Below are 20779 nucleotides of genomic sequence, written 5' to 3' on the forward strand. Positions count from 1 at the left end.
ATGTCTGGAAAGAAAAATATACCTTCGGCTCCGCCAGCGTACTTCAATATTACCGCGCGAATATTGCACTGGCTGATGGCAGCACTGATACTGGCCATGATATTTGTCGGCTTAGGTATGATGACCTCCTTAACCTGGAGGCCCTGGTTACTTGACCTCCATGTGCCTCTAGGTATAGCTATACTGCTGTTGGTCATTATTCGTTTTGTAAACAGGTTATGTTTCTCCGTACCCAAAATGCCTGCCAGCATGTCCAAATTTCAGTCAAAAGCAGCAGGAACCTTGCATTGGCTACTGTATGGTATGATGCTGGCTTTGCCACTGACAGGATGGGCACAATTGTCTGCCGGAGGTTTTTCGGTAAAGCTATTTCCGGGTATAAATCTTCCTCCAATCCTCCCGCATAGCCCATTTTTATATGCATTGTTGCATGACGCTCATCGTGTGATGGCCTGGGTACTTTTCTTTATGGTAGTGGGGCATCTTTCGGCAGCACTATTACATGCCTGGGTATATCGTGACGGGATATTTTCAAGTATCACATGGGGAAGAAAAATGATTATTAGATCTGAAGAACCTCCTTCCTGCGCGGCAGAATAATGAAAAAATATAGTAATAATTGGTTCAATCGAAAAGTCAATGTTTGTGTTGTAACTTTAGCCAACAATGTTAGGTCTTAGAAATAAGATTGTAGGTGATAACATTATCAAACCCAGCTTTACCATAAGCACACCACTAATGTATTGTCGCGGCATGGTAGTGTTCTACCACAATTGCAAAAAGAGTTCTTTAAACTTTTCTCAGTTGGTGGCGCATTGCATGATAAATGCTGTCTAAACGATCAGAAAAACTTATATCAATCTTTTCGCAGTTCCCATTAATTTTAAGGCCAGGGCAATCCTGCATTGTCTTGTTTGCGCTTTGAACACGCCAAAACCGGAAAACCAATGCCTATTTCCTATCCTGAAAGTCCAGTATCGATAGTTTAAAAAATGATGAAAACAATCCCCTCAATTCCTGTAAACCATACAGGTACAAGCATAACGAATTTTTTATCGTTAGTACTTATTCCCGGCCTTGCTGCATGGCTGTATCATTACCTGAAAGCGCTGTTTAACCAGGAAGCCATAAGCATTGATGCGAACATCTGGCCTTTGCTGCTGCTCTCCTTTACCTGCTGGCTCTTTGTGGTCAGTGCCGCTTACTTTTCCATTGAAGGCAATACCAACAGGTCGGGTAGCCGCGAAGGTGATGGCGGCACCGAAGGGCGATAAGTACTTTTGCCGGTGGTTGCCAGGGCAGTAAAGCCAAAAAAATGGGTACAAAAAAAGCGGTTATTAAAAATAACCGCTTCCTTTATTCATAATGCTATCTAGTTTTTAGGTTGCACACGACCAGATTTTCTGTCTTCGCCTCTGCCGATTAAATAACCGCCACCAGCACCAACTAAACCACCGATAATGGCACCTCTACCTTTTTTCTTATCAATCAAGGCACCACCCACGGCACCTGCCGCACCACCGATTACTGTACCTTTTGCGGCATCACTCCAGCCTTTTTTCTTTGCTGTAGGCTGAGTACCACCATAGGAGCTGGAGCTTCCACCTGAACTGCGGCCGGTACTTGCATATGACCTTGTTGATCTTGATGATCTGGCACCTGCAGCTCTTGCTGCAGCCAATTCTGCCTGATGTTTAGCTTCTTTTTCTGCTTCAACCTTGGCTACTTCAGCCCTTTTAAAACTATCCAAACGTAAACTGTCTTTCACGGCTTTTACCGCCAGTTGTTTTTCAGCTTCCTTTTGTTTTAATTCAGCTTCTTCTTTTGCCTTATTGTTACAAGCAAACATTACTGAACTTAATGCGATAACTACAAATATCTTTTTCATAACGTTTTCCTTTAAATGAATCTACTCTGGTACCCTAACCATACAAGCAGGTTTCATTGATGTGTGTGATTTAGTTAATTACCAGTACTTAAGAAAAAATGATGCCAAAAAATTTGCATACACCAATTTACTATACTAAATCAATATACCAGAAGCCAGAAACGGCAGGCTTGGCCTTTGATGCGTGGGCAGCATCATCTTTCTGCACTGGTGCAGGATAAGTTCTGAATACTTTATCTCCAAGGCTAAAACTGATTTTATGGTGAAAGATGGGTCCCTCAAAAGCAAAAGTGTGGAACTCCCCATTTTCTCCGCAAGGATCAACGGCTGGCGGAAGTGCATCAATTAAGCTACCGGTGATTACTGCTCCACAGATATTTCCAAGATTGCTTTGTGTACAAACAATGATGGTTTTATAGGTCAGCTGTAAGAATTCTGCAATCAACTCGCTTGTATTTCTCTTCCAGAGTGGAAAGATGGCGTGCAGGCCAACTTCCCTTAGCTTGCTTTCACGGTAAGTACGAAGGTCTTCCAGAAAGATATCGCCATAAATAGCATGTGTAATGCCTTCTCTTTTAAATTTTTTGAGGTGAATTGCCATGGTGGTATCGTAGGTTTCCATATCCGGCATCTCTCCTAAGCGAATTTGATACAGCGGAATACCAATGCTTTTTGCCTGGGCGATCAGCAAAGCTTCCCTCACCCCATGCATGGAAACCCGGTTATATTTTTCGGTTAGTGTAGTCACCAGGTAACGGATTTCGATGGAAGGATCCTGCAAAGCATAATGCAGGGCAAGTGTGCTGTCTTTACCACCACTCCAGTTAAAAATACAGACTTTCTTATCCACCGGCTAATATGGCGTTAAGCATATTCATTCCTGCTACGGCACCTTTCTCAATGGTGACCACATTTTGATAGCGACTTACATCAGGTATTTTAGGATCAATAATGTATTTAGTGGTACCGGCAGGAACAAAATCAATTAATCCGGCTGCTGGATAAACGGCCAGGGATGTTCCAATCAAGACAAAAATATCAGCCTGCCGGCAAATTTCGGCCGCAACTTCAATCATGGGTACAGGCTCGCCAAACCACACCACATGCGGACGCAGCTGAGCCCCATGCTCACAAAGTTCGCCCATTTTTATTTCAGCACCCCGAATGGGATACGTAAGGTGGGGTACCCGATCAGACTGAGACCTGGTGATCACGCCATGCAGATGCGTCACTTTGGTCGCACCTGCCCTTTCATGCAGATCATCGATATTTTGGGTAATGATTTCCACATCATAGTGGCGCTCCAAGGCAGCTAATGCCAAATGAGCGGCGTTAGGCTGTGCCGCAAGTACCTGACGCCTACGCTCATTATAAAATTGCTGTACCAGTTCAGGATTTCGCTTCCAGGCTTCGGGCGTGGCTACATCATATATGTTATATCCTTCCCATAGGCCATCACTATCCCGGAAGGTTTTTAATCCGCTTTCTGCACTGATCCCTGCCCCCGTTAACACGACTAATTTCATAAATAAATTTAAACTGGCTGATGAAGAAACACAGCACTGCTGAGGTTAATGAATTTACGGCTGATTTGTTCATTGGGAACAAACAAATCAGGATGAAACATACACGCTAAAGCCTCAATGCCTTCAACCAGGGTACCTATACTGGGTTGGGTGAACATATCAAAATCAGCAAGGTAAACCTGATTTCGTTTTACGGCTTCGAGGTTTTCCCATCCGTTTTTGGAGGTTAATAAATCCATTTCTTCTCGACTTCTATTGATATCAAAACCACATGGCGCAATAACCAAAACTTCAGGATTATATTTTAAGATCTTATCCCAGGGTGTTACAATAGAATCTCCCGCCGGGTTGGAAAGCATATCCACGCCACCTGCAGCTGCAATCTGAAATGGAATCCAATGTCCGCAATTGTACACAGGCTCAATCCATTCCATCAGCATCACCCTTTTCAGTGGTGCTCTGTTTGCCCTTAAGGTATCCAGAATGGCATCGGTTTTTTGCTGAAGATTAGCCAGGTAATGCAAAGCCACCTCTTCTTTACCAAGCGCTTTGGCAATGGTTATGGCACATTCATAAACGTCTTGCAGGTTGTTCGGTGATAATGGAACCAGCGCAGGTTGCTTGCTGAGTTTCATCACTGCTGTTTCTGTACAAATGGTATCGATATTACACACCTCACAGATATCCTGAGTGAACACAATATCTGGTGCAATGCTTGCTAACAGTTCATCATCTACCCAATACAAACTTTTGCCCTGGGCTTTGGACGCCGAAAAGATCCGGTCGATCTCGATACTGGTATAATTTTTACCTTCCAGGATGCATCGCACAATTTTGGGCTGATCAGCAGCTTCTTTCGGACACTCGAAGGTGACGCCGTAAAGATAGTCCTGTAAACCCATATCATAAATCATTTTAGTGGCAGCAGGTAAAAAAGAAACAACTTTCATGGTGCAGTATGTTTAGCGTTAGGATGATGATGGAATTGCTTTTTATGGTTGATCAAAATTCAAAAAGCGAAAAGTAAAGATAAAAAAAATCCTCTTCTGACCGGAATCAAAAGAGGATTTATCAATAAAAAAATAGGTTTAATTATAACTTTTGCGTTTGTAATCTTAGTACCGGGAATTTTGATTTTAATATTTCATAGGCACCAAAAAGAAGCACGCCATAGATTAATGTACCTTCTAAAAACCTGATTTCGAAAGGAATGGCTCTTTCTAAGCATAACCAAAAACCGGCAACATCTTGTGTATAGGATGGGTTTTTAAACCAAACACCAAAATCGGTGACGATCCAGTGAATTAAAGTAATGGCAAGGGTAGAACCTAGTAAGGATACCGCATTTATTTTACGTAATAATACACGGCCAACCAATACCATTAAAGCGAAGGCAATGTACGTCCAGTACCAACCTTCGTAAAGAAATCCATTACTGTATTGTTTAAAAATCGTATTCGCCAAAATGAAATCACTTAAAAATAAACTCAGCAATGGAAATTCAAATGCTTTTACATGGTCTTTAAAGTACGCACCGCCAAACAAAGCCACAGCGCCTATAGAAGAGAAGTTGGCAAACTGAAGTGCGTCAGAATTAAAGGTGATCAGCAAACGCAAGGCCGTAATGACCAATATCATGAGCAATAGGATAACGTTGCGGGGATTAAATTTTAAGTTAGACATTTCGTTTATGGTAAATTAACAATACAAAGTTATATTTTCTTACCGGATATTAAAAGTTACCCCGGTATTAAAGTTGAAACCTAAGGTGTTATAACCGATAATTTCATTGTATTTTTCGTTTAAGATGTTTTTGGCATCAAAGAAAATTTTCACCCTTCTTTTGGCTAAGGCATATTCGGCATAAGCGCTCAGTAATTTATAACCCGGTAAATGCTCTACCGCATAGGTGGCGAAATTTCCATCGGTACGGGTACCAAAATACCTGAAATTAGCATTTACATACAAGTTTGAAGTGGCCTGAATGCCTGTTGTTAGCCCAAAAGTATGTTTAGGTCTTCTGAACAAGAAGTCTTCAACTTTGCTGTTAATGCTATTGAACTCGTTCCCCTCTACATAGGAATAATAACCATTGATGTCAAGTTTCCAGACCTTCACGGCTGGTTCAATTTCAAAACCTTTAACCTTTTGACTTTCCTGGTTGATGTATTGAGCAGGCGTATAAATAATGGCATCAGTTAAGTCTCTTTTAAAGCCAGCTACACGTAAAGAAAATTGATCATCGGCAAAGCTGAAGTTTGCGCCTGCTTCGTAATTCTGTGATTTTTCAGGTTTCAGGTCTAAATTTGCGCTATACTGCCCGAACAGCATATTGAGCGTTGGAATTTTAAATGCCGTTGAAACGGTTCCAAATAATTTAATTTCTTTGATGATGTTGATGCTCGGGGTAATGGTATAGGTATAGTTTTCGCCATATTGTTCATGTTTATTGTAACGTCCGCCAACTTCCAGGTTAAAAACACTCAAATCATGTAAAAACAAAGAGCCATACGCGGCAAAAATGTGGGTTTCAGGGCGGTTGGCACCAGAAGTTAAATGCATTTCCCTGTTTTCTATTCCGGCCAACAGATTTAATTTCTCACCCAGCTTCTGGTTGTAAAATAAATCAATCAGGCTGATACTGCCTGAACCCATGCTGGTGTAAGGAAACCCACTAAAGCTGCTTAAAGTATTATTGGAGGTGTTCTGATAGCTGTAGTTCAGGTTAATTTTACCGGAGCCAAAATCGTATTTGGTATTCAGTCCGCCGCTGAAGTTTTTAAGGGTGGTGTTATTTGCGGCTAATCCATCAGCAAAAGCACCCTCGTCAATTTTGTAATTTCCTCTGTAATAACGTATAAATGGATTAACAGAGAAATGCTTATCCAGCTGAATACCAAAATTTGCACTTACCCCATCCGTTTTATAACCATCCTTGTCAAATTCAGTATTGTTTCCTGCAGGGTTAGCCGCTTCTGAGATGCCATCACTTTTTTGGTGTGTATAATTTACATTATAAGTAAACCCGTCAACGGCACCGTTTAAACCAATCGTTCCTTTATAGGTTTCATAACTTCCGGCACTGGCTACGCCATAAACCGTATTCCCTTTGGGGCCACCCTTTTTAGTTACAATATTGATGACTCCGGCAATGGCGTCAGAACCATAAATTGTAGACTGGCCACCTCTTAGAATTTCAATATGATCGATCTGATCAATGGAAAATAAACGTAAATCAAAGGCACCGCCGTTTCCTGAAGGATCATTCTGCACGATACCATCAATCAGCACCACCGCATAGGCACTTCCTGCCCCTCTGAAAAATACCGATTTGTTTAATCCCGGGTTACTTCCTGAACCGGCTACAATGACACCTGCCTGTTCGCTGATTAATTCAGGGAGTGATTTGCCATTGCTGCGGTCTAAAGTTTCGCGACTGATAATGCTGACCACTTTACCTGTTTGTGATTGTTTCTGATCGTTTTTAGTTGCAGAAATAACCACATCCTTTAGTTTTAAGGTGTCCTGGGCATTGGCTTGGCCAATACCAAATTGCACAAGGCCAATGCCTGCTGCAATTAAGAATTTTGTTTTGTTCATTTGATTGTGAGTTTTGCCCACAGCCAACAGATAGAAAAGGAAATGAAAATACGAAACCGTTAAGTACTCCAATCCTAGCTTCAATCCCCGAAAGCTATGAAATTATATACTTGTGGCAGGTCTTCTGACTTACTCCCGGTTATTTAGCCTTCCCATTCAGTTAAAAACAGTGGCATAGAATTAAAAACCGTTACAGAGCTTACAGCTGCGGGACAGTTGCAGAATTACACTGCATTCCCTTTTAATTCCGGCACAAAACGCCGGAAACCAAAAGCGCTGCAAAAGTAGTAAAATAAAGCTATTCGTAAAACAGTAAAATTGAGGCTGATTAATTCTTATAAGTGTTCAATGGTTAGTTCACTATTCGGCCATTAAAATCGATTTCGTTTCAGCTAATTTAGCTTTTTCTTCTTCGCTTACTGTTGGGAAATCAAGGTTCAGTTTTTTCAGCTTGTCTAAAATGATTTCACTGATGGCTAAGCGGGCAAACCATTTTTTATCAGCCGGAATAATATGCCAGGGCGCACTTTCCGTACTGGTTTCATTAATGGCTTCCTGGTAAGCAGACATGTAATCATCCCAGTGCCCTCTTTCTTTAATATCGCCGGATGAAAATTTCCAGTTCTTAGTCGGATCTTCGATCCTTTCGAGGAAGCGTTGTTTCTGCTCGGCTTTACCTACGTTTAAGAAAAATTTCAAGATGACTGTTCCGTTAGCACAAAGGTGTGACTCGAAATTACGGATACTTTCATAACGTTTTTTCCAGAAGTCTTTATTTACTTTTTTCACCTCTTCCATGCCAGGGATTTTCTCATTCAGGATATACTCCGGATGGACTTTACAAGCCAGTACATTTTCGTAATGAGAGCGGTTATGGATCCCAATCCTACCCCTTTCGGGCAAAGCCAGGTAATGCCGCCATAAAAAGTCATGCTCATATTCTTTAGCGGTAGGTACTTTAAAACTAAATACCTGGCAGCCCTGTGGATTTAGCCCGCTCATGACATGTGCAATGGCACTGTCTTTTCCTGCCGCATCCATGGCCTGAAAAATGATTAAAACGGAGTGTGTGCCGGCAGCATACAGTTTTTCCTGCAGGTGGCTGATTTCAATTTTAGTTTTAACCAGTTCATCTTTTGCCTTTTCTTTATTAAATGTGCCTGTATAATCGGTTTCTACCTTCTTTAAAGAAAATTTTTTATCTCCCTGTACAATTAGCGCTTTAAATTCGTTTTTCATTCTTATGTATGTTTAAGATAATTCAGTGTATCCATTTTTTTAAATATAGAACTAAAAAATAAGTAAATTAAAAACGTTAATTTGCATATAGAGTTTTTTATATTTAACGCCCATAGCATTTATCAAATACCATCTTAGCCAATATGTTTAAAGAGATAAAAAACAAGTACTTACGTTATTCTGCAATATTTGTATTCTTTATAATAATTTTCTTTTCTGCGCTTCAACTTAATTTTTTATGGCTATTTGGTTATTCTCCAAGTACAAAGGATATAAAAATGCCTACCCTGCGTGTAGGATCTGAACTGTATACCGCAGATGGTAAACTCATCGGCAGGTACTTTAAAGAAAACCGGACACCGGTAAATTTCAATGAAATAGCACCCAGTGTGATTAATGCCCTGGTGGCCACGGAAGATGTTCGCTTTTATAAGCATTGGGGGGTAGATGCACAGGCGGTTGGCCGTGCGGTGATCGGCTTAGGCGAAAAAGGTGGTGCCAGTACCATCACCCAGCAGCTGGCAAAAAATCTTTACCGCACCAGGTACAATAAATCGCAGGGGCTGCTTGCAAAAGTCCCGGTTGTCCGTACCGTGATCTTTAAATTGAAAGAATGGATGACTGCCGTTAAGATTGAATCGAATTACTCTAAAAATGATATCATCACCATGTATCTGAATACGGTTTCGTTCGGTAACAATGCTTATGGCATTAAAACTGCCAGCAGGATCTATTTTGATAAGGATGCCAAAGACCTGGGGGTTACGGATGCAGCCATGCTGGTGGGCATGCTGAAAGGGACCACCATGTATAACCCAACTAAAAATCCGGAACGGGCACTGGAACGGAGAAATGTAGTGTTAAGGCAAATGAACAAGTATAAATACTTAAGTAATGATAGCTTAACAGCATTGTCAAAGGAACCGGTTAAACTAAAGGCAGGTGAACTGGAAGATGGCAGTGATGGTGATTCATACCTGAGGGCCGCAGTAGCCAAATACCTGGAAAAATGGTGTACAGACAATGGATATGATTTATATGAGGATGGGTTAAAAATATATACTACCATTGATTCTAAGCTTCAAAAATATGCGGAAGAAGCTGTTGCAGAACAAATGAAAACCCTGCAACGCAGGTTTTATAGTGTTTGGGGAAATGAAGACCCATGGTATGACTCGGAAAAGAATAAAGTAGATTATCCGGAAAGGGCCATGAAAAACTTACCGGTATACAGCATGCTGATGAAGAAATTCTCCAGTCAGCCTGATTCGGTTAAGGCTTATTTCAACAAGAAAAAGCGCATGAAGATTTTCACCTACAAAGGTGATCGCGATACTTCCTTTTCAACTTTGGATTCGATCCGTTATTATGGAAAGATTTTAAATACCGGAATGATGACCATGGAGCCAGCCAGTGGGAAAATTAAAGTGTGGGTGGGTGGCATTGACCATAAATTCTTTAAGTATGATCATGTTAACCAGGCAAAACGCCAGGCCGGATCTACTTTTAAACCCTTTGCATACCTGACTGCTTTAGAGCAAGGCATGAGCCCGTGTGATAAATTTACTGATAAACCGGTTAAAATTAAATACCAGGATAAGGGAGAAACCAAATACTGGGAACCTAAAAATGCCGATTACAGTGTGACTTATCAAGACATGAGCCTGCGCTGGGCCATGGCCAGATCTGTGAATACCATTACGGCCCAGGTGACGGAAAAGGTGGGTTGGGACAATGTGGTTAAGTCTGCACATGAATGCGGCATTGACAGTCACCTGGAATCAGTTCCTTCAGTGAGCTTAGGTTCAAATGATGTAACCGTTTATGAAATGGTAAAGGCATACAGTACTTTTATGAATAAAGGGGTTAAAACTGATCCTATCCTGGTTGAAAAAATTACCGATCAGGATAATAATGTGATTGATGAGTTTAAGCCAAAAACAAAGCGTGTACTCACCGAAGAAATAGCCTGGTTAATGACGTATATGTTTCGTGGTGGTATGGAAGAGCCAAGAGGAACCTCTCAGGCCTTATGGGAGTGGCCAGATTTATTTAAAAAAAATAACCAGATTGGCGGTAAAACAGGTACTTCATCTGATTATGTAGATGCCTGGTATATGGGTTTAACAAAGGATTTGGTTACCGGCGTTTGGGTGGGTTGTGATGAAAGAACTGCACACTTTAAAAATGGAGAACAAGGCGAAGGATCAAGAACAGCCTTGCCAATCTTTGCTAAATTTATGGAAAAGGTATATTTAGATCCATCCAGTGGATATTCTTACGGACCATTTCCAAAAGCAACTGTAGAAATTACCAGAAGTTATAACTGTCCGAGCCCGCAATATGTAAGAGATACCACCTCAGTAGATACTGCCGCGGTAGATTCTACTCAATTTGATGTACCCGAAACAGCCGATCCTGTTAATCCGGTAACGCCAACTGAACAGGAAGTGAAAAAAGAAGAGAAGAAACAAGATCCGGATCCTGCCCAGCCTGTACAAACGGTTCCCTTAACCCGAAAAGAAGAACGTGAATTGAAAAGAAAACAGCGCCAGGAAGAAAGAGAAAAGAAAAAAAACGAGAATAATTAAGACCAGCCTTGTCTAATCAAGCCTGATAAATTGCTGAAATGTTAAATAAGAAATAATATTTTAAAGATTAACTATTTTTGATGCCGGAATTTTGATAGATCAATTTTCTGCATGTTAAACCGACATTCACTAAACATATATATGAAAAAAGGCTCTACTTTAATAAGGAGGTACCTTCCCCTGTTGTTCTTACTTGTAATTTCTTTTTCGGTTCAGGCACAGTATTTCGGGCAAAATAAAGTAAGATATAAAAAGCTTGATTTCAAGGTTTTGCAGACACCGCATTTTGAAATTTATTATTACATAAAAAATGAAGCCTTACTAAAGAAATTTTCTCAGGAGGCAGAAACCTGGTATAAGATGCATCAGGAAGTATTCAGGGATACTTTCTTAAAGAAAAATCCAATCATCCTGTATAACAATCATTCTGATTTTCAGCAAACGACTGCCCTTCAGGGTGAAATCGGCATTGGTACCGGTGGTGTGACAGAAGCACTTAAAAACAGGGTAATTATGCCGGTAATGGAACTAAACAGTCAAACACGACATGTATTGGGGCATGAACTGGTACACGCTTTTCAATACCATACGCTGTTGGAAAAAGATTCGATCAGTCTTGAAAATGTGGGTCAGACGCCGCTCTGGATGGTTGAAGGAATGGCAGAGTATCTTTCTATCGGGAAAAAGGACGCCTTTACTTCCATGTGGATGCGCGATGCCATGCTGAACCGGGATATCCCTTCATTGAAAGACCTAACCAATTCCAATAAATACTTTCCTTATCGGTATGGTCAGGCATTCTGGACGTATATTGGATCTCAATATGGTGACACGACCATTGTTCCCTTATTTAAGAATACGGCAAAATATGGCTATGAAAATGCCATTCGATATACTTTTGGTTATGATGACAAGACGCTATCCGGCTTATGGAAAAATGCGATTGATGCACACTATAAACCCATGTTAAAGGCAGATAGTTCACAGATCAAAATTACAGGAACTAAAATTATAGATAATAAAAATGCGGGAAATATGAACGTTGCGCCTGCCCTGAGCCCGGATGGGAAATATCTGGCTTTCATGTCTGAAAAAGATCTTTTTGGCATTGATCTGTTTTTGGCTGATGCCAAAACTGGAAGAATAATCAGGAAGCTCAGCAGCCAGATCAGTAACGGCCACATTGACGATTTTAATTTTATTGAATCTGCCGGTGCCTGGTCGCCAGACAGTAAGCAGTTTGCCTTCAGTATTTTCAGTCATGGCAGAAACCAGATGATGATTATTGATGTATCAAACGGAGCAACCACTTCCCAGACATCCATGCAGCAGGTGCAACAATTCGGCAATCTTACCTGGTCTCCAAATGGAAAGGATATTGCATTTTCAGGAATGGTAGAAGGACAGAGTGATATTTTCTCTTACAATTTAGATACGAAACAAATCACTCAGATAACCAATGATGTTTATTCTGATTACGCACCCAATTATTCTCCGGATGGTAAAAAGATTGTATTCTCTTCTGATCGGGCAGCCATTCAAAGCAATAATATCACGGCCGTAAACCCGATCAATTTAGCCATTTACGATATTGAAAATAAAACCGTCAGCAATTTAAATGTATTTCCTGGCGCCAATAACTTAAACGCACAATTTTCAGGAAATAGCCAGAATATCTATTTCTTATCCAACAGAGATGGCTTCAGAAACCTTTATAAATACAATTTCTCTGATAACAGCGTTGATCAGCTTACCGATTATTTTACAGGGATTAGCGGTATTACAGAATTCTCACCTGCAATTTCCGTTTCCACTACCGACGACATTGTATACAGCTATTACCGCTATCAGCGCTACACACTATACAATGCAAAGTTAAATAGCTTCAAACCTAAAAGAATAGGGAATCAGGATGAAAATTTTGATGCAGCCATACTGCCGCCTATGGAAAATATAGGTGTAAACATTGTAAACTCCAATTTAAACAATTTCGACAGGTTTGAAAAGGTGGTGGCAGATTCTTTAAAAACGGTAGCTTACAAACCAAAATTCAGGTTAGACTATCTGGCCAATAGTGGTGTTGGTGTTTCTTCAAGCCGTTTTGGCACCGGCGTTGCAGGTGGAATTGTGGGCATGTTCAGTGATATTTTAGGAACAAATCAAATCATTGCCAATATCTCTGTTAACGGGCAGATTTATGATGCCGGTGGTTTGGTAGGATACATTAACCAGAAAAGCAGAATTAACTGGGGTGCCGCCATTTCTCACATTCCTTATGTTTCAGGATTTAATTCCGTTAGCTATGAAAAACTACCGGCAGATAATAACACCACTGTTGATGCGGTAGCACAAAATACCGATATCATCAGAACTTTCGAAGATCAGGTACAGCTTTTTGCGGCATATCCATTCAGTAAAATTCATCGTTTTGAATTAGGTGGCGCATTTTCGCGTTACAGTTACAGGATTGACAGATACAGCAATTATTATAATACAGCAGGTAGCTATATTGGTGCTGACCGGAAAAGGATTTCCAATGAATTAGCTTCACAGGATTATGGTATTCCGTTTAATTCCTTTACGCTTTACCAATTGAATGCAGGCTTTGTTGGCGATAATTCTATTTTCGGTCTTACTGGTCCGTTAGATGGTTTCAGATACCGGGTAAGTGCAGAAAAATATTTTGGGACGTATAATTTTTCGGGCGTAACTGCAGATTTAAGAAAGTACTGGAGATTAAAACCAGTAACCATTGCGGCCAGAACTTATAATACCTTAAGAATTGGCAAAGATGCAGATCGACTTTATCCTATGTATGTGGGTTACCCCTATTTAGTAAGGGGCTACGAATCAAATTCGATTTATAAAACCACTTCCGCTCAATCTTCAGAATCTTTTGATATCAATCAGTTAACAGGTAGCAAAATTGCTGTTTTTAATTTCGAACTCCGGTTACCATTTACAGGACCTAAGAAATTAGCTGCAATACCATCTAAATTCCTTTTCAGCGATTTAAATCTATTCTTTGATGCCGGTTTAGCCTGGACAAATGATACGCAGGTAAAATTTAAAAGCGAACCCACATATGTAACGGAGACGTTAAAAGATGTTAATGGAAATCCGGTTTTAGATAGCAGTGGAAAACAACTTACATTTCAGTCAACCACTGAGCGGGTGCCTGTCATGAGCGTAGGGATCTCTTTACGGGTAAACGTTTTCGGGTATTTTGTACTTGAACCTTATTATGCCATTCCGTTCCAGCGTAAAGATGTAAAAGGCGGCGTATTTGGTTTAACCTTTGCCCCTGGTTGGTAATCTGTATCTGACCTCACTCAAAAGCGTTCCACTTCAATTGGAGCGCTTTTTTTGTGCAGGAAGGATTTGAATTTAAGATAAGCTGGTAAAGGCCAGGTTAATCTGATTGGTTACATTTCTATGCAACAATATGTTTTCAAAGTCTAAGCCTATCGTTAAATCTATCCAATCCGGATTGCAGGATCTGACCAAACGCTCTTTCTGCATTCTGGTGAACCGGCTTATGATTTTGAAACGTGCCAATGCTTGTGCTTCGCTTTTAAATTCTTCAAAGTATACCAAACGTGTTAACTGTTGCCCGTTATCAAAAAACAAATTTGGCATCTGTTTATAGAAATCCAATGTTTTAATTAAATCAGAACTCATGCCTACGTGCATGCTGGTGCGATTTCTGTCGGTAACGATGTAAACAAACTTTTTCATAATCTTCAAAATATTAATTAACTAAACTAATTAGTATACCTTCTTGCAATTCAAAATAATATTACTAACTTTATGAGCATAAAATTACTAACTATTTTAGTAATTCCAAATTTATTTCAAATTTTATTTTTATGTCGAATATTTCAAATAACTTAAAGTATCTCAGAAAGAAAAAGGGCCATACACAGCAGAATTTCGCTGATATTATGGAAATTAAGAGATCACTGATTGGGGCCTATGAGGAAGATAGAGCCGAGCCAAAATATGATTTGCTAAAAAAAATAGCAGAATATTTTGACTTAACCATTGATGAGTTTATTAACGAAAAGATAAGCGACAGCTGGAAACCTAAGCCTAAAAGTTCCGGATCTAATTTAAGGGTGTTGAGTATTTCGGTAGACCAGAATGACAGGGAGAACATTGAACTAGTACCTGTTAAGGCCAGTGCCGGTTACCTTAATGGCTTTTCTGATCCGCAATACATCAGCGATCTTCCAAAGTTTCAGTTACCCATACCTGCGCTTCGCCAGGGTACATTCAGGGCTTTTGAAATTATGGGCGACAGTATGTTACCCGTTCAGGCTGGTAGTGTAATTATTGGCGAATACCTGGACAACTGGAATGAGGTGAAAACTGGTGAAACCTATGTGATCATCAGCAAAAACGAAGGAGTAGTATATAAAAGAGCCGGAAATCGTTTCAAAGAAAATAAAGATTTGAAACTCATTTCTGATAATAAAGTATATGATGCCTACACGATAGCAGCAGACGATATCCTGGAAATCTGGAAGGCCAAAGCCTATATATCCACTTCCTTACCTGAACCTGCACCAGACCCAACCATGGAAACCTTAACCCAGATGATGGCACAAATGCAAAAATCTATTTCACAGCTGAATAAAAATTAACACTTTTTAACTTATGCCCGATTAAACTGTATGATGCTTTTCAGCTCTATTATACCAACACATAAATAATCAGAACATGAAAAAAGCAATTTTAACCATCGCAATAGCAGTAATGGGTTTTACTGCCGCATTTGCGCAAGACAGTACCAAAAAGATAAGAAGACAAATGCCTACAATGACTGCAGAACAAAGGGCAGAAAAGGTAACTTCCAGACTGGAAAAACAATTGGCGCTTACGCCTGATCAAAAAACTAAGGTGTATGCCGTAGAATTGGAAAACGCTAAAAAAATGGAGGCCTGGAGAAAATCCGATCATGGCGATAGGAAAGATAAAATGGCTGAACGTAAAACAGCAATGAGTGAACAAAAGGCAAAAATTGATGCCATCTTAACCGCAGATCAAAAAACCAAAATGGAAGCTTTCCGCACAGAGGCAAGAGAAAAAGGTGAAAAGATGCGTAAAGGATTTCGTCGCGGCGACCGCTCAGACAAAGCGCCTGTAGTATCCAATCCGCCTGTTCAAGGATAAAGGCAGCAAAATAATATTCGATAAAAAAAGTACGGAAATTCAATTCCGTACTTTTTTTGTGTCAAATTGAATGGTGAAAGCGAATATGAATGAACCTTTTTAATTTAAATAGCCACTTCTTTTTAAAAAATCTGCCCACACTTGGTATCCCGCAGGCAATAAATGTAAACCGTCCTTAGTTAATGCTGCCCTTAGATGCTGATTTTCATCAGTGAAATTTGGATAAAGGTCAACCACGGTAACGTTTTTTGATGTAAACTTTCTGATCTCTTCATTGAGATAAAGAATATGTTCATCCTTACCATAATGATTTTTAAATTTTTCAAATGAACTGTTTACCGGCAACAGGGTGTTGAAATAAATTTGTGTTTTTCTTGATCCCTTCCTGATGCTTGTAATCATCTTTTTATAATTTCTCAGAATGATGCTGTCGGGAATATTTCTGGAAATATCGTTTATCCCGATTAAAATAAAAATTTTAGCGGGCTTTCCGTCAATCACATCCTGCAGCCTTTCTAAAACACCGAATGTAATATCACCGGAGATGCCACGGTTTTTAGCTTGTGGTAAATCCAGTAGTTTTGCCCAGTCTGTTCCGGCTGTAATGCTGTTGCCTAAAAAAACAATATCCTTTTTTGACTTTGGATCATCTTTAAACTTTTTTACCAGTTCTACATATTTACCAGGCCGGTAAGTACTGTCCCAGGCAACAGTCTGGGCATTGGCAGCAACCGTTATGAAGAATAATAAACTGAACGCAGTAAAGCATTTACGGAATGGAAATAATTTCATGACAACCTTTTTTTCAAACTTAATTATTTTGCCTGAACTAACACATCCGGATAATCAGAAATAATACCATCAACATCCAGTGCTTTTAATTTTTGAATGTCTTCTGGTTTATTGGCTGTCCATGGGATAATTTTAACGCCATCAGCATGTGCTTTAGTCACCATTTCTGCAGTAACCATTTGCCATACCGGACTCAAAATAAAAGGTTTAAAGCCTAAATCTGCGATGTTTTCTTCGTAAGATTTTTTATTGGCTACGAGAAAGGATGTTTTGATTTTCGGGTATTTCTCGTGAATGATTTGAATGGTCCTTTTATCAAAAGACTGGATCACGACAAAAGGCGAAATTTTCTTCTTTTCAATCACATCCATCAATGATTTCACAAACACTTCAGGTGTTGGGTTGGTTAGGCCATCACCTTGCGGACTGCACTTGGTTTCGATATTATAAAAAAACTGCCGGCGTTTATTTTTCTTAATATCGTATTGTACTGAGTCAATTAAATCTGCCAGTAAAGGAATATAAGTTTTCACTTTCTGCTGTGTCGGAAACAAATCGTAGTATTTCGTCCCCAAATCAAACTGCTTTAATGCTGGATAATTCATCCCGAAGACCGGATATTTCTTTGCATCAGTGGCAGGGATATCTTGTCCATCAGGAGTAAGCATAAATGCGGGACTCAAATAATCATCATGCGTAACCACCACCTGTCCATCTTTCGTAATGTGTGTATCCATTTCCAAAGTGGTGATGCCTTTTATGTTCAACGTATTGATCATGGCCTTAATTGTATTTTCGGGCATCAGCCCTCTCCCGCCCCGATGTGCCTCTGCACTAAATGCCGGAAATGAGATGGTTTTTTGTCCGTAAGAATGTAGCGCAAAAAAGGATACTGCCGTAATTACGATTGCTGACCTAACTAATTTCATTTGCTGTGAATTAATGTTTATTGAATTGTTTAATGTTCTGATAATTTTACAAATGGTGATCAGGCAGTTACTTCCGCTTCGAATTGCTCTCCGAACCGGTCAGTGGCTACTACTTTCACTTTTTGCACTGTAGGATCAAAATGTGCCATAAATAAGTGATCTGTTGAACAAGCTTCCACAAAAGATCTTGGGTTAGGCAGTTTATCACCCTTGTATAACTTCACAGCCAGGGGATCAAATCCATCTTGTTGGGCCAGTGTACCCATTGCTTTCCCATCCAGAAAATATTCTACCTTCCATTCCGGATCATAATTCCATACGTTGGCTATCAACCTTTTCTGGTTGGTTAAAGTCTCCACATAAACAGCAAGCTGTTCTTTTCTATCACGACCAGTAGATTTATAATGCCATTTCAGTTTTGTTCCATCCACTTCATAAACACCATAACCACGGGGTGTTCCATCTTCACAGATTGGCCCCGTCCACCAGCCACCACAAACGGTACCATGGTTATGCTCGAAAACACCATTTTTAATTACATTTTTATTAAAGTGGGTATGGCCAGACATGATGTGAACATTTGGATAATCCTTAATTACGGCATAAAAATCATCATTGTTTTTTACAGCGTTATGTACCGGGATATGCAGGCAGATAATCAATAAGGCATCTTTTGGTACAAATTGCAAATCTTTAGCCAGCCAATCCAATTGTGTTGGGGTGATGTAGCCATCATAATTTCGCTCAGTACCTAAGTACCTGACATCATCCAGCACCACGTAATGTGCCTTGCCCCTGTTGAAAGAATAATAAGTAGGGCCGTAATGTGCTTGAAAAGTCCTGTCGGATGTTTCATCACCACCTTGTCTGTAATCCTGATCATGGTTGCCCAATGCCTGGAAAAAAGGAATCCCAATTTGTGCGATTGCTTCATCATAAGCCGGGAATAAATCAAAATTGTCCCAAACTAAATCACCAACCCCAATACCATGAACAGGTATTTTACCCATTCCCTGAACTACTTTTTTAGTATCAGGAACTGAAGTTTCCATCATTTGCTGCACATCATTTTTATTTTTAACCTGAGGATCAGCCCAGATAATGAAATTGTGCCTGTTATCATTTTGCTTCAGGGCCTTAAGGTCAAAATTCAATTTTCCGGCAGTATCCGGCTTATAATAATGCCTGGCAATACTGCTTTCTGTTTTAAACTCATAGCCAGCCGGCGTACTGATCCAGACAAAGCGGGCCAGATCATTCAATTTAATTTCGTAATGGCCGGTTTTGTCGGTTTGAACAACCTGGTACCCGTCTGAAATGACGGCACCAGCTACGGCTTTGCCTTTACTGGTAACGAAACCGCTTACCACGCCATCAACCGTAAAAAGGGAAGAAGGGAAAGATTTTAGACTAACAAAAAGGGTTGTGGTTAACAGGCTTGTTTTTTGGATGAAAGATCTTCTGTTCATAATAGGAGGATTTAAATTCATCAACCAAGCCACCAATAACGAATGGCTTGATTGAATATATTAATTAACGATAACTGTAAAACCAGTGGCCTGTTGAATTTCTGAAAGTTGTGAGGTCGACTTTAGTTCGACATTTTTGGCTACTCTTCCGGTGCTCCATAAGCCGGTTGTGGCATCATAAATACCACCGAGCATGGTAAAGTTACTGGTAGCCGGAAATGCGTACTTACTGGTGTTGGTACCACCGCCGTAAAAGTTGACACGTTTTCTATTCTGGATGACACTGTATTTATCGGTATTGGTGATGCGGTAACCTACCTCGGGTGGTCCGGCTGTATAGACGCTTCCACCCCCACCAAACATGACCACATCTAATGGAACCGAACTTGCACTTACCGTTGTGCCATCAAACACAGCAATACCTGCAACGTTACCACTGTTCGCCAGTAAATTAGTGGTAGCTGTACCAAAATCATCTCCGTTTAATGTAGAATAGGCTTTGGCGGCAATCCAGACAGCATTGCTGATGTCAGTTGATGCGGAGCCCCAAATTTTCTTATTGCTTCCGCCAACGTAACAAAACTGCCCCTTTTTAACTGAACCGGTGGTGATGTTAAACTTATACGTCCGCACGCCGCCCATTGCCCATCCTAAGGTTGGTGCAGCCGTAATCCCGGCATTATTAGACGTTACAATTGACATCGGCGTAACGGCGAAATTTATATCCCTGGTGGCTTTAAACTGTATATATTCATTGTTGGCATCAGATCCATCGGGATCCGTCAGGTATCCGGTCACTACCAATGGCGATACTTTGATGACATCCAGTTCGTAAATATCTTCTAAAGTTCTTGGCCATAACTGCAAACCGTCTGAATTTCTGAAAACAATTCCGGTAAAATCAGCAAAAGGAACCATGGCAGATTTAGCCAGCTGGGCAGTAGCTTCGGTATGAATGGTCGCTTTTCCAAAACCATCATTAATCACTTTGTTTCCTGAAAAGGTATCACCGGTAACCGGCTCGGGTGCTGTTACACCTTTGCTGATCGTGATCAGCGTGCTTTCGTAAAAATCAGGACGGCTGATCAGTGTGGCGGTATTCACTGCCTGCGTTCTTACACTTCTGCCTGAGGAGATTTTTTTAATTTCACCTGCATTAACGCCGGTAAGCTGCAAAATCCCATCAACCCTTTTCATGGTGCTTCCGTCTATTTTAACATGAACAGAATCACCAGGAACATAATTTGCAGAGGCTGTACCAATATTAATGGCGATTCCCCTTAAAGAATCAATACCACTTCCGGTAATCCGGCTATTTTGAACAATCAATAATCCTGCAGGAATATTTCCGCTGGCCTGATCGGAAATGACCACACCCCTGATGCTGCTTGCACCCGATAAGTTGGTGGTATTTAATTGTATTTCTGTATTCTTATAAAGTTTGCGTAAATCAAAGTTTGCAATAAAGGGACTTGGATTCACCGATACATAATCACTGTCGCGCTTGCAGCTCATGAAAGTGCTCCCCAAAAGAAGAAGCGCAGTCATGTAATATATTATTTTTTTCATC

General features: G+C 40.3%; 18 protein-coding genes and 1 riboswitch. Of the genes, 6 read left to right on the forward strand and 12 right to left on the reverse strand.

Annotation, left to right across the window (positions count from 1 at the left end; genetic code table 11):
* Complete coding sequence (locus OQ267_RS18660; protein ID WP_265837430.1) at positions 1-600, forward strand: cytochrome b; 600 nt, start codon at positions 1-3, stop codon at positions 598-600.
* Between the two features lie 392 nt (positions 601-992).
* Positions 993-1274, forward strand: coding sequence for a hypothetical protein (locus OQ267_RS18665; protein ID WP_265837431.1), 282 nt, complete (start codon positions 993-995; stop codon positions 1272-1274).
* Positions 1275-1372: 98 nt separating this feature from the next.
* On the opposite strand, the gene OQ267_RS18670 is transcribed toward OQ267_RS18665, so the two are convergent.
* The 7 genes from OQ267_RS18670 to OQ267_RS18700 form a co-directional block, all read right to left on the reverse strand.
* Positions 1373-1888, reverse strand: a complete 516-nt coding sequence (locus tag OQ267_RS18670) for a YMGG-like glycine zipper-containing protein (protein ID WP_265818023.1) — start codon at positions 1886-1888, stop codon at positions 1373-1375.
* Between the two features lie 130 nt (positions 1889-2018).
* Positions 2019-2738 carry a diphthine--ammonia ligase gene (locus tag OQ267_RS18675; protein ID WP_265837433.1) on the reverse strand — a complete coding sequence of 240 codons (720 nt, stop codon included), beginning with the start codon at positions 2736-2738 and terminating at the stop codon, positions 2019-2021.
* Positions 2731-3414, reverse strand: a complete 684-nt coding sequence (locus OQ267_RS18680) for an SIR2 family NAD-dependent protein deacylase (RefSeq protein WP_265837435.1) — start codon at positions 3412-3414, stop codon at positions 2731-2733. The genes OQ267_RS18675 and OQ267_RS18680 overlap by 8 nt, the downstream gene beginning before the upstream one ends.
* 8 nt (positions 3415-3422) lie before the next feature.
* A complete protein-coding gene (locus tag OQ267_RS18685; RefSeq protein WP_265837436.1) occupies positions 3423-4364 on the reverse strand; it encodes an ABC transporter substrate-binding protein in 942 nt (313 codons plus the stop codon).
* A gap of 142 nt (positions 4365-4506) precedes the next feature.
* On the reverse strand, positions 4507-5097 hold the full coding sequence (locus OQ267_RS18690; RefSeq protein ID WP_265837438.1) for a DUF6580 family putative transport protein: 591 nt from the start codon (positions 5095-5097) through the stop codon (positions 4507-4509).
* Positions 5098-5136: 39 nt separating this feature from the next.
* Positions 5137-7014 carry a TonB-dependent receptor plug domain-containing protein gene (locus OQ267_RS18695; protein ID WP_265837439.1) on the reverse strand — a complete coding sequence of 626 codons (1878 nt, stop codon included), beginning with the start codon at positions 7012-7014 and terminating at the stop codon, positions 5137-5139.
* A gap of 96 nt (positions 7015-7110) precedes the next feature.
* A riboswitch (cobalamin riboswitch) is annotated at positions 7111-7301 on the reverse strand.
* A gap of 73 nt (positions 7302-7374) precedes the next feature.
* Positions 7375-8253 (reverse strand): polyphosphate kinase 2 family protein, encoded by an 879-nt coding sequence (locus OQ267_RS18700; RefSeq protein WP_265837440.1) that lies wholly within the window; start codon positions 8251-8253, stop codon positions 7375-7377.
* 143 nt (positions 8254-8396) lie between these two features.
* Between OQ267_RS18700 and OQ267_RS18705 the strand changes: the two genes are divergently transcribed.
* Both OQ267_RS18705 and OQ267_RS18710 read left to right on the forward strand, forming a co-directional pair.
* Positions 8397-10844: a transglycosylase domain-containing protein gene (locus OQ267_RS18705; protein WP_265837442.1), complete on the forward strand. Its 2448-nt coding sequence runs from the start codon at positions 8397-8399 to the stop codon at positions 10842-10844.
* Positions 10845-10985: 141 nt separating this feature from the next.
* Complete coding sequence (locus OQ267_RS18710) at positions 10986-14159, forward strand: peptidase MA family metallohydrolase (RefSeq protein ID WP_265837445.1); 3174 nt, start codon at positions 10986-10988, stop codon at positions 14157-14159.
* Between the two features lie 72 nt (positions 14160-14231).
* Here OQ267_RS18710 and OQ267_RS18715 read toward each other — a convergent pair whose 3' ends face one another.
* Positions 14232-14582, reverse strand: coding sequence for a GIY-YIG nuclease family protein (locus OQ267_RS18715; protein WP_029285173.1), 351 nt, complete (start codon positions 14580-14582; stop codon positions 14232-14234).
* 131 nt (positions 14583-14713) lie between these two features.
* Here OQ267_RS18715 and OQ267_RS18720 point away from each other — a divergent pair, with 131 nt between their 5' ends.
* Positions 14714-15490, forward strand: coding sequence for an XRE family transcriptional regulator (locus OQ267_RS18720; protein WP_265837447.1), 777 nt, complete (start codon positions 14714-14716; stop codon positions 15488-15490).
* 76 nt (positions 15491-15566) lie between these two features.
* Positions 15567-16019 carry a hypothetical protein gene (locus OQ267_RS18725; RefSeq protein ID WP_265837449.1) on the forward strand — a complete coding sequence of 151 codons (453 nt, stop codon included), beginning with the start codon at positions 15567-15569 and terminating at the stop codon, positions 16017-16019.
* A gap of 99 nt (positions 16020-16118) precedes the next feature.
* Here OQ267_RS18725 and OQ267_RS18730 read toward each other — a convergent pair whose 3' ends face one another.
* Genes OQ267_RS18730 through OQ267_RS18745 form a run of 4 tightly spaced genes read right to left on the reverse strand, consistent with a single transcriptional unit; the run spans position 16119 to position 20778 of the window.
* Positions 16119-16811, reverse strand: coding sequence for a GDSL-type esterase/lipase family protein (locus OQ267_RS18730; RefSeq protein WP_265837451.1), 693 nt, complete (start codon positions 16809-16811; stop codon positions 16119-16121).
* Between the two features lie 23 nt (positions 16812-16834).
* Positions 16835-17740 carry a glycerophosphodiester phosphodiesterase family protein gene (locus OQ267_RS18735; protein ID WP_265837453.1) on the reverse strand — a complete coding sequence of 302 codons (906 nt, stop codon included), beginning with the start codon at positions 17738-17740 and terminating at the stop codon, positions 16835-16837.
* 59 nt (positions 17741-17799) lie between these two features.
* The gene (locus OQ267_RS18740; RefSeq protein WP_088301631.1) at positions 17800-19209 is read right to left on the reverse strand and encodes a calcineurin-like phosphoesterase C-terminal domain-containing protein; all 1410 of its coding nucleotides are present in this window, start codon (positions 19207-19209) and stop codon (positions 17800-17802) included.
* A 60-nt stretch (positions 19210-19269) separates the two neighbouring features.
* Positions 19270-20778, reverse strand: a complete 1509-nt coding sequence (locus OQ267_RS18745) for a DUF5689 domain-containing protein (protein ID WP_265837455.1) — start codon at positions 20776-20778, stop codon at positions 19270-19272.
* Position 20779: the final 1 nt, after the last annotated feature.

It is taken from the genome of Pedobacter sp. MR22-3, assembly GCF_026240075.1.
In the GTDB taxonomy this organism is placed as follows: Bacteria; Bacteroidota; Bacteroidia; order Sphingobacteriales; family Sphingobacteriaceae; genus Pedobacter.